We start from the raw sequence: 10,254 nt of genomic DNA on the forward strand, positions 1-10,254 counted from the left end.
TTAAATTAAATAATCTTAAATTAAATAATCTTAAATTACGCAGGTGTAATCATAATACGTTGTGATTGTTCAGCCACGCGTGCACGAATTTTAGCTTCTAACTGGTCGATCAATTTGTCGTTATCAAAACGCTCTTTTTGACGCACGCCATCTAAGTAAAAACCACTCATTTTGTTTGAGCCTGTTACGCCTAAGTCAGAAACCAATGCTTCGCCAGGTCCGTTTACTACGCAACCGATAATCGATACATCCATTGGTGTTAAAATGTCTTCTAAACGCTGTTCTAATGCATTCACGGTTGCAATCACATCAATCTCTTGGCGTGAACAGGTTGGGCAAGCGATAAAGTTGATACCGCGTGAACGAATACGGAGCGATTTTAAAATATCAAAGCCGACTTTCACTTCTTCCACAGGATCTGCAGCTAAAGAGATACGCAAGGTATCGCCAATCCCTTCTGATAATAATAAGCCTAAACCAATCGCTGATTTCACCGAACCTGCACGAGCACCGCCTGCTTCAGTAATACCTAAATGCAGAGGTTGCACGATCTGTTTTGCAAGTAAGCGGTAAGATTCGACCGCGAGGAATACATCAGAGGCTTTTACACTTACTTTGAAATTGTCGAAATTAAAGCGTTCTAAAATATCCACGTGGCGTAACGCACTTTCAAGCAAAGCTTGTGGTGTGGGTTCGCCATATTTTTCTTGTAAATCACGCTCAAGCGAGCCAGCATTTACGCCGATACGAATTGGAATATTTTTATCTCTTGCACAATCTACCACCGCACGAATACGCTCTTCGTTCCCGATATTACCTGGGTTGATACGCAAGCAATCCACGCCATATTCCGCCACTTTTAAGGCTATGCGGTAATCGAAGTGAATATCTGCCACCAGCGGTACATTCACTTGCTGTTTAATTACTTTGAATGCTTCAGCGGCATCCATAGTTGGCACAGAAACGCGAACGATATCCGCCCCCACTTTTTCTAACGACTTAATCTGAGCGACGGTCGCTTCCACATCAGTGGTACGAGTATTGGTCATCGATTGCACAGAAATGGGTGCATCGCCACCCACAGGTACTTTCCCCACCCAGATTTTTTTCGATTCACGACGCTTAATCGGAGAATGTTGTACTGCTGACATACTTAATTAAAACCCTTATTGTGCTAATGGAAGCTTGATACGCACCACGCGTCCATCAATTTTAAGTGGCACTTCTTGCCCTTTATAATAAATTTTTACATTCGCAGGTGCACCAATGGTTAAGCGGTATTGCTCATTACCATTGAACGTCAGCACTTCGCCATTGTTGTATAATTTTTCGGCTAAACTTTTCTTGCTCTGATTACCTTTCACTGTAATCCAGCTCTCTTTGCCTGTAATTTCAATGCGTAAATCATCGTTACCGATGGCTGTTTCAGCACTTGGTGTACTATTTTGTACATTGTCAGCTGCTGGTTGAGCCAATACATCCGTTGCGGTAACAGCTGTCTGTTGTGCGTTATTTTCAACATTAGCAACAGGTGCTGTAGTTTCAGATGCTGCTTGAGCTTGAGCTTGAGTTTCAGCCACAGGTGCAACATTTTCTGCATTTTCGACCGCTTGTGCTGCCGTTTGAGCTGTTGGTTCAGCTGGTGCTTCTACTTGTGGGCTGATTTCAATCGCATTATGCGTTGCAGGCGTGGTTTCAACGGGCACAGCACTATTCACAAACTGATCGCGGTTTTCTTGCTCTTGTTGGTAATCTTGCCACCACCAAAGCAACGTCATACCAATCGCAGCTAATAGCACAAAAATAGTGAGATATTTTACCCATAAATTTTGTGATTTTTGCATCACTTTTCCAGCAGAAGTTTTATGCAGCACTTCTTTAGGAATTTTTACCTCGCCATAGTTTACGCTTGAAGCCAGATCTTCTGGCAACCGTAAAAAACGTAAATAGTTACGCACATAGCCACGCACAAAGGTCGGAGCTACATTTTGCAAAATAAAAATATCGTTTTCGAGCGATTCAATATGCGATTTTTTAAGATTTGTTTTTTGTGCAACATCTTCAATGGATAATTGCAGTGCTTCACGCGATTGCTTGAGTTGCTGTCCTAGCGAGAGTGTATCTGTTGAAAGTGTGATGAGAGATTCGGTCATAACAAAGTTCTTTTAATTAAACACACAAAAATATCTGAAAGTTTAAAGAGATCATCCCAATTTTGCAAATTTTAACTGAGAAATTTGCAAAAATTTGAGCAGAAAAAGGTAATTTTTCAAAAATTTTGTCAAAATCTGATATATAGCAAAATTTTTTGCAAAAATCAGGCGTAGAATGATCGCTTGTTTTATCCTTTTTACTTCATTTTATGCGAGGACGCTATGCCCCAAACAGCGCACCAAAAAACTTCAAAATCCTCATTGTTTAAACAAAATTTTGCTTCTGGATTGGTGGTTTTTCTGGTCGCCTTGCCACTCTGTTTAGGTATCGCCCTTGCGTCAGGTGCTCCACCACTTTCGGGCATTATTTCAGGCATTGTTGGCGGTATTATTATCGGCTGGTTAAGCACTTCGCATATCAGTGTGGCAGGGCCGGCAGCGGGCTTGGTGGCGATTGTATTAGGTGCAATTACGCAACTCGGTAGCTTTGAGCTTTTTTTATGTGCAGGCATTATTGCAGGCGTTATTCAGCTCATTTTAGGCGTGATTAGAGCAGGTAGCATTACCAACTATATTCCCGTAGCGGTGATTGAAGGAATGCTTGCGGGTATTGGTTTTTTAATTATCATTAAACAGCTACCTTATGCGATTGGCACGGATAAACTGCTTTTCAACGGTACGGATTCTTTTATTAACATCCATCTTGGTACCTTGATTATCACGCTGCTTTCAATCTCCATTATGCTTAGTTGGGATCGTTCCTCTAAACTCAAAAAGATAAAACTACTTCCTTCCGCGTTAATTGCGGTGATTGTTAGCGTCTTGCTAAACAATCTTTTTAGTGCTTTAGATAGCCATTTAGCCGTACCTGAAAATCAGCTAGTGCACTTGCCCGCCCTCTCTTCTTGGCAAGATTTAAAAGATTTTGTGATTTTCCCCGATTTCAGTGGATTTATGAATCCATTTATCTGGGTAACAGGTGCAACGATTGCGATTGTAGCATCCATTGAAACTTTGCTTTCCATTGAAGCGGCTGATCGATTAGACATAAAACGTCGGCTTACCGATTCCAATCAAGAATTACGGGCTCAAGGCGTGGGCAATATTATTTCCTCTCTACTTGGCGGATTGCCTATTACAGCGGTCATTGTCCGCTCATCGGCAAATGCCAACTCAGGAGCTACACATAAATTTTCCACTATTATTCATGGCGTTTTGTTACTCATTTGTGTGCTTGCTATTCCTGCTTTTCTGAACCAAATCCCGCTTGCCACTCTTGCAGCTGTATTGATTTTAGTTGGCTACAAACTTGCTCGCCCAACAGTTTTCAAACACTTTTGGCATAAAGGCATTTATCAATTTATCCCATTTATCGTTACTATGGTTGCGGTGGTGCTTTTCGATCTGCTCAAAGGCGTGGGGCTTGGCTTGGTTATCAGTATCCTATTTATTCTGCACGGTAATATGAAACGTGCTTACTATCTAAGCCGAGAAGAACTTGCTGATGCCTCACAAATCCGCCTTGATTTAGCCGAAGAGGTTTCATTTCTCAATAAAGCTGCAATCAAGAAAACGCTTAAAAATATTCAACCTAACTCAATGGTGATTATTAATGCAGAACATACCGCTTACATTGCTTGTGATGTACTGGAACTAATTGAAGATTTCGCCAAAATTTATGCCAAAGAGAACAATATCCGCGTGATTTTAAAAGGCTTCAAAGCCGATTATGATAGTCATGTAGATCAACATTCAAATATTAAAGTAGAGCATCATAAGCGAATATAGCTATTTGAATATACATAATACCAATTATTATTCTACTTAGTGTTTCTGATTCATAAACCGTTATCCCAATGCGAAATACCTATATAATCCGCCTAGCAATCGTTTGCGTGATAGAGTGCTAGCTCGTATAATTCGTCTCAGTTTTTTTATATTGAGGCTTATATGCAAACTTTACGTTATCCTGTTGATTCAAAACCTCCTTTCGGGTTAACCCTTCTTTTAGCTCTTCAACATCTTCTTGCTGCACTTAGTGGTATCATTACGGTTCCTCTCGTTATAGGCAATGTGTTAAAACTTCCAACGCCAGACACCATTGTGCTTGTAAATGCAGCCCTTTTAGTTTCAGGCATTGTCACTATTATTCAATGCCGCGGGATTGGCCCTATCGGTTTGCGTTTGCCAAGCGTAATGGGCACAAGTTTTACTTTCGTAGCAGCCGCACTGGCAATTGGTTTTAGTGAGCACGGCGTGGCAGGTATTTTAGGTGCTTCATTAGTAGGACCACTGATAATGGTCATCGAAAGCTTCTTTATGCCTTATGTGCGTAAATTATTCCCACCTGTGGTGACTGGTGTTGTCGTTATGATGATTGGTCTAAGCCTTATCCCTGTAGCGGTAGATTGGTTTGCAGGTGGTCAAAAAGGCGATGCCAACTATGCCGATCCAGCTAATCTTGCAATGGCAACATTTGTGCTTGTGCTCGTGGTAATTTTAGTTCAATGGGGCAAGGGAATTTTCTCCGCTGCGGCTATCGTCATTGGTATGATGGTAGGCTATGTCGTGGCATTAGCCTTCGGTTGGATTAGCTTTGAAGCGGTCAAAAATGCAGAAATTGTTGCAATTCCTCAACCTTTACATTTCGGTTTAGCATTCCCTATCTCGGGGATTATTGGAATGTCGATTGCTTATTTAGTTACCATTGTGGAATCAAGCGGTAACTTTTTAGCATTGGGTAATGCCACTCAAACAGAGATTACAGGTAAACATTTACGCGGTGGTGTGTTGTGTGATGGATTAGGCTCTGCCTTTGCAGCAATTATGTCTACAACACCATTTTCATCATTCGCCCAAAATATTGGCGTAATTTCTCTAACGGGCGTAGCAAGTCGCCACGTAGTGACCGTAATGGGTGTATTGCTCGTTTTTGCAGGCATTTTCCCATGGTTTGGAGCGTTAATCGTTTCTATTCCAAGCCCTGTATTAGGCGGTGCTGGTTTGGTGATGTTTGCGATGATTATCGCAGCAGGTATTCAAATGCTTGATAAAGTAGAGCGTTCAAAACGTAACGGTTTAATTATTGCGATTTCCATCGGTTGTGGTTTAGCAGTTACAACTCGCCCTGAATTGCTTAATAAATTGCCAAGTTTCTTTAAAGAAGTCTTTGGGTCTGGGATTACCGTAGGTTCAGTGTTAGCTCTTGTACTTAATCTGATTTTACCTGAAGATAAAGAATAAAATTATCAAAGCAATTGGAAAAATAGACTTGAAATTAGCTGGTTGAAACCTTATCTTGAAGCCGGCCGAACACCACTGATTCCTCGGTGGTGTTTTTCTTTTATTAAAATAATGTAAACAAGGAAATTAATTATGACTTTACAAGTTACCGATGCAACATTTGAACAAGAAGTACTAAAATCTGATGTCCCAGTATTATTAGATTTCTGGGCACCTTGGTGTGGTCCTTGTCGTATGGTAGCACCAATTTTAGATGAGTTAACAGAAGAGTTTGCAGGTCGTGCGAAAATTGCAAAAGTGAACGTAGATGAGAACCAACAAGTACCAGCACAATTTGGTATTCGTTCAATTCCAACATTAATTCTTTTCAAAGATGGTCAAGTAGTTGCAACACAGGTAGGTGCTTTACCAAAATCTCAATTAGCGGCTTTTGTTGAGCAAGCATTATAAGAATAAATACAAAAGTATATATCAATAACTAATTAAGTCTCATTAGTCAAAAAAGGCATAATCCCAACAGATTATGCCTTTTTTCACTTTTTAACCTAATTTATTTCTGACGCATCGCGGGGAATAAGATCACATCACGGATAGATGGTACATTTGCGAAAATCATTGCTAAACGGTCAATGCCTAAGCCTTCGCCTGCTGTTGGTGGTAAACCGTGTTCAAGGGCTACCACGAAGTCATCATCAAAGAACATCGCCTCGTCATCGCCCGCTTCTTTCGCTGCTACCTGTGCATGGAAGCGTTCTGCTTGGTCTTCTGCATCGTTTAATTCTGAGAAGCCGTTACCAATTTCACGTCCGCCAATGAATAATTCAAAGCGGTCAGTCACTTCAGGGTTTTCATCGTTGCGACGTGCAAGCGGTGAAATTTCCGCAGGATGTGCCATTAAGAAGGTTGGTTGAATCAATTGATGTTCTGCCACTTCTTCAAAAATGGCATTCACTACAGAACCTAAGCCCCAAGATTTTTGAATTTCAATGCCTAAACCTTTCGCGATTTCTACTGATTTTTCGAAATTGTCTAAATCTTCGCGTTTAATTCCGTTGCCGTATTTCACAATCGCATCGTGCATCGTAATACGTTCGAATGGTTTACCGAAATCAAAGGTATATTCACCGTAAGGCACGGTGGTCGTGCCAAGAATATCAATCGCTAATTTGCGTAATAATTCTTCGGTGTTATCCATTAAATCATGATAATCCGCATACGCTTGGTAGTATTCAATCATTGTGAATTCTGGGTTATGACGAACTGACACACCCTCGTTACGGAAGTTACGGTTTAATTCAAACACACGCTCAAAGCCACCTACGACAAGACGTTTTAAGTAAAGCTCAGGGGCAATACGCAAATACATATCCACGTCTAATGCATTATGGTGTGTAATAAATGGTTTCGCTGCCGCACCGCCTGGAATCACTTGTAACATTGGGGTTTCCACTTCGATAAAGTCTTTATCTAAGAAGAATTGGCGAATGCCCGACACCACTTTTGAACGAATAACAAACGCACGGCGAGATTCTTCGTTCGCAATTAAGTCTAAATAACGTTGGCGGTAACGGGTTTCTTGGTCGGTTAAGCCTGTATGTTTGTTTGGCAATGGACGAAGGGCTTTAGTTAAAAGCTGGAAGCCGCTAGCACGCACAGTTAATTCACCTGTTTTGGTTTTGAATAACGTCCCTTTTGCACCAACGATGTCGCCTAAATCTAATAAGCTAATCAGATTTTGATATTCACCTTCAGGTAAGTTATCACGTGCCACATAAAGCTGAATTTGACCGCTCACATCTTGAATGGTAATAAAAGTTGCCTTACCCATCACACGACGTAACATTACACGCCCAGCTACCACCGCTGGAATCGCTTTTTCTTTTAATTCTTCGCCATCAACATCGTTATATTTTTGATGTAAATCTGCCGCTTTATCTTCACGACGGAAAGTGTTCGGGAACGGATTACCGCGTTCACGCAACTGCGATAATTTTTCACGACGAGCGATCATCTCGCCATTTAGATCTAATTCTGTATTTTCTACTTCAGACATTTTGTTACCTTTTGGGTTAAATTTTGGAAAAAACACTCAAATTATAGCGGATTTTGCTGGTATTTGGTAGGAAACAAGCGGTCAAAATTGGCAAAAGTTTTGCGAAATTTGACCGCTTGTAACTTTACATCACCACTACATCAAACTGATCTTGATGATAATAAGGCTCTAATTTTACCTCGACTTTCTTACCAATGAAGGCTTCAAGTTCAGCAAGGGAGGCGTGACTTTCTTCGTTGATTAAATATTCCGCCACCTCTTTAGAGGCATAAATTCGCACTTTTTCAGTGTTAAATAAATGATGCACACGGACCACTTCACGTAGAATTTCGTAGCATACGGTTTCTACGGTTTTGATCGTGCCTCGACCTTTACAAGCAGGGCAGTCACAGCAGAGAATATGTTCAAGGCTTTCGCGTGTGCGTTTGCGGGTCATTTCCACCAAACCAAGCTGAGTAAAACCGTTCACGTTGGTTTTTACACGGTCGCCTTTCAACGCTATTTCAAGCGATTCCAGCACGCGTTTGCGGTGCTCTTCTTCTTGCATATCAATAAAGTCGATAATGATAATCCCGCCTAAATTCCGCAATTGCAGTTGATGCGCAATGGCTTGCGTAGCTTCAATGTTAGTATTGAAAATGGTATGTGCCAAATTGCGTGACCCCACGAAAGCGCCTGTGTTGATGTCAATGGTGGTCATCGCTTCGGTCTGCTCGATGATTAAATAACCGCCTGACTTCAAGTTTACGCGTTTATCTAAGGCGCGTTGAATGGCTTCTTCCACGCCATAGGCGTCGAATAACGTTTGCGTGCCAGAATAAAGACTCACGCTGTCGGTAAGCTCTGGCATAAATTCGGATAAGAACTCTTTGACTTGCTCGTAGGTGATTTTGGAATCGATTTTAATTGAACAAATATGCGTGCCGACAAAATCTCTCAATACGCGTTGTGCTAATGCCAATTCACCGTAAAGCATTGATTTGGTAGGATATTTCCCTTTGCGTTCTAATACTTTTCGCCATAAACGCTTTAAAAAAGCTGCATCTTGTTCGAGGCTCTCTTCATTTACTTCCTCTGCAGCGGTGCGGACAATAAAACCGCCGAGCTCATCGCAATAGGGTTCAACAAGCGCTTTTAAACGGTTGCGTTCTGCTTCGCTTTCAATACGCTGCGAAACGCCTACATGGCTGTTTTCAGGCATAAAGACCAAATAGCGAGAAGGCAAGGTAATATCAGTAGTTAAGCGTGCCCCTTTTGTGCCAAGCGGATCTTTTACGACTTGCACCACAATATCTTGCCCTTCACGTACTAATTCGCTGATGTTTTTTACCACAAATTGTTTTTTTTCATTTTCGTCCACACATTCGGTGTGCGAAACAATATCAGAAGCGTGTAAAAATGCAGCTTTTTCTAAACCAATATCCACAAAAGCCGATTGCATCCCTGGTAATACACGGGTGACTCTCCCTTTGTAAATATTGCCGACAATCCCACGTTTTGCCTCACGCTCAATATGAAGCTCTTTTAAAATCCCGTTTTCAACCAATGCTACCCGAGTTTCACTTGGAGTCACATTGACCAATAATTCAGCACCACTCATTTTGTTATTCCTTGAAATTTGATTATGGCAAGTTTAACACTTTACAAAAGGGCTGTAAAAATTAACCGCTTGAGATGGAAATAAAAAAGCCTAATACTATTCAATATTAGGCTCTCAAAAATTATGCATTCACTATGTGTTGTTCATACGCTTGTAAGGTATTTTGCATTAACATAGCTACCGTCATTGGGCCAACACCACCTGGTACAGGAGTAATAAAATCGGCTCGTTCAGCAGCAGCGGCAAAAGCAACATCACCTTTTAGTTTGCCATCTGCTCCTCGGTTAATCCCTACATCAATCACAATCGCACCTTCTTTTATCCATTTACCACTAATAAACTCAGGTTTACCCACTGCGACAACTAAAATATCTGCTTGGCGAACATGGCTTTCTAAATCTTGTGTGAAGCGATGAGTTACAGTAACGGTACAACCACCTAACAATAACTCTAATGCCATGGGTCTGCCTACAATATTTGAGGCTCCTACAATTACCGCGTGTTTGCCATATAAATTTATCCCCGTGGTTTCAAGCAGTTTCATCACGCCATACGGAGTGCAAGAGCGTAAAGTTGGAATTCGTTGGCATAAACGACCAACATTGTAGGGGTGGAAACCATCCACATCTTTATGTGGTGCAATCGCTTCGATAACTTTGGTGGAATCAATCTGTTTTGGTAAAGGTAGCTGAACTAAGATGCCATCAATAGCGTTATCGTGATTAAGTTCATCAATTAAAGAGAGTAGTTCAGATTCAGATGTTGTTTCAGGTAGGTCATAAGATTTAGAAAAAATACCGATTTCTTCACAACTACGGCGTTTACTGCCAACATAAACTTGTGATGCAGGATCTTCCCCTACTAAAATTACAGCTAACCCTGGAGCACGCTTTCCTTGGGTAATGTGTCCCGCAATTTTGGTTGCAATATTGGCTTTGATGTTTTTAGATAATTCAGTACCTGAAATAATTCTGGCAGTCATAAACTCTCCTTAAATGAGGGGATGATGATATGAAAACGTTTGCTATTTTCTCAAAAAAAAGGCTTTTTGATAAGTAAATTTTAAGAAACGCATAAAACTCAATCATCTGATAGAAATATAGCGATTTTTATTTGACAAGCCAATCGATCTCTCTATAATGAAAACCAATTATCGGCGAGTAGCGCAGCTTGGTAGCGCAACTGGTTTGGGACCAGTGGGTCGT

At 41.1% G+C, this 10,254-nt stretch carries 8 protein-coding genes; 3 read left to right on the forward strand and 5 right to left on the reverse strand.

Features of this window, described 5'->3' with window-relative positions; translation table 11 throughout:
• Window positions 1-35 precede the first annotated feature (35 nt).
• Both ispG and QMF79_RS04350 read right to left on the reverse strand, forming a co-directional pair.
• Window positions 36-1,151 (reverse strand): flavodoxin-dependent (E)-4-hydroxy-3-methylbut-2-enyl-diphosphate synthase, encoded by a 1,116-nt coding sequence (gene ispG / locus QMF79_RS04345; protein ID WP_281772896.1) that lies wholly within the window; start codon window positions 1,149-1,151, stop codon window positions 36-38.
• 15 nt (window positions 1,152-1,166) lie between these two features.
• Window positions 1,167-2,153, reverse strand: coding sequence for a RodZ domain-containing protein (locus tag QMF79_RS04350; protein ID WP_281772897.1), 987 nt, complete (start codon window positions 2,151-2,153; stop codon window positions 1,167-1,169).
• A gap of 222 nt (window positions 2,154-2,375) precedes the next feature.
• On the opposite strand from QMF79_RS04350, the gene QMF79_RS04355 reads away from it, so the two are divergent.
• The 3 genes from QMF79_RS04355 to trxA all read left to right on the forward strand — a co-directional run bounded on the left by QMF79_RS04355 (window position 2,376) and on the right by trxA (window position 5,846).
• Entirely contained in the window at window positions 2,376-3,941 is a 1,566-nt protein-coding gene (locus tag QMF79_RS04355; protein ID WP_281772898.1) for a SulP family inorganic anion transporter, read from the forward strand.
• Window positions 3,942-4,103: 162 nt separating this feature from the next.
• The gene (locus QMF79_RS04360; RefSeq protein WP_281772899.1) at window positions 4,104-5,396 is read left to right on the forward strand and encodes a nucleobase:cation symporter-2 family protein; all 1,293 of its coding nucleotides are present in this window, start codon (window positions 4,104-4,106) and stop codon (window positions 5,394-5,396) included.
• Window positions 5,397-5,528: 132 nt separating this feature from the next.
• Entirely contained in the window at window positions 5,529-5,846 is a 318-nt protein-coding gene (gene trxA, locus QMF79_RS04365) for a thioredoxin (protein WP_005706202.1), read from the forward strand.
• A 100-nt stretch (window positions 5,847-5,946) separates the two neighbouring features.
• On the opposite strand, the gene lysS is transcribed toward trxA, so the two are convergent.
• The 3 genes from lysS to folD form a co-directional block, all read right to left on the reverse strand.
• The gene (gene lysS / locus QMF79_RS04370; protein WP_281772900.1) at window positions 5,947-7,449 is read right to left on the reverse strand and encodes a lysine--tRNA ligase; all 1,503 of its coding nucleotides are present in this window, start codon (window positions 7,447-7,449) and stop codon (window positions 5,947-5,949) included.
• A 124-nt stretch (window positions 7,450-7,573) separates the two neighbouring features.
• Entirely contained in the window at window positions 7,574-9,049 is a 1,476-nt protein-coding gene (gene rng / locus QMF79_RS04375) for a ribonuclease G (protein ID WP_281772901.1), read from the reverse strand.
• A gap of 121 nt (window positions 9,050-9,170) precedes the next feature.
• Entirely contained in the window at window positions 9,171-10,031 is an 861-nt protein-coding gene (folD, locus tag QMF79_RS04380) for a bifunctional methylenetetrahydrofolate dehydrogenase/methenyltetrahydrofolate cyclohydrolase FolD (RefSeq protein WP_281772902.1), read from the reverse strand.
• Window positions 10,032-10,254: the final 223 nt, after the last annotated feature.

Origin of the sequence: Pseudohaemophilus parahaemolyticus (assembly GCF_938021905.1) — a bacterium.
In the GTDB taxonomy this organism is placed as follows: domain Bacteria; phylum Pseudomonadota; class Gammaproteobacteria; order Enterobacterales; family Pasteurellaceae; genus Haemophilus_A; species Haemophilus_A parahaemolyticus_B.

Coding starts and splice junctions, on each gene's coding strand:
- QMF79_RS04355 (WP_281772898.1), top strand. CDS start 2,376: ATGCCCCAAACAGCGCACCAAAAAACTTCAAAATCCTCATTGTTTAAA.
- QMF79_RS04350 (WP_281772897.1), bottom strand. CDS start 2,153: ATGACCGAATCTCTCATCACACTTTCAACAGATACACTCTCGCTAGGA.
- rng (WP_281772901.1), bottom strand. CDS start 9,049: ATGAGTGGTGCTGAATTATTGGTCAATGTGACTCCAAGTGAAACTCGG.
- trxA (WP_005706202.1), top strand. CDS start 5,529: ATGACTTTACAAGTTACCGATGCAACATTTGAACAAGAAGTACTAAAA.
- folD (WP_281772902.1), bottom strand. CDS start 10,031: ATGACTGCCAGAATTATTTCAGGTACTGAATTATCTAAAAACATCAAA.
- QMF79_RS04360 (WP_281772899.1), top strand. CDS start 4,104: ATGCAAACTTTACGTTATCCTGTTGATTCAAAACCTCCTTTCGGGTTA.
- lysS (WP_281772900.1), bottom strand. CDS start 7,449: ATGTCTGAAGTAGAAAATACAGAATTAGATCTAAATGGCGAGATGATC.
- ispG (WP_281772896.1), bottom strand. CDS start 1,151: ATGTCAGCAGTACAACATTCTCCGATTAAGCGTCGTGAATCGAAAAAA.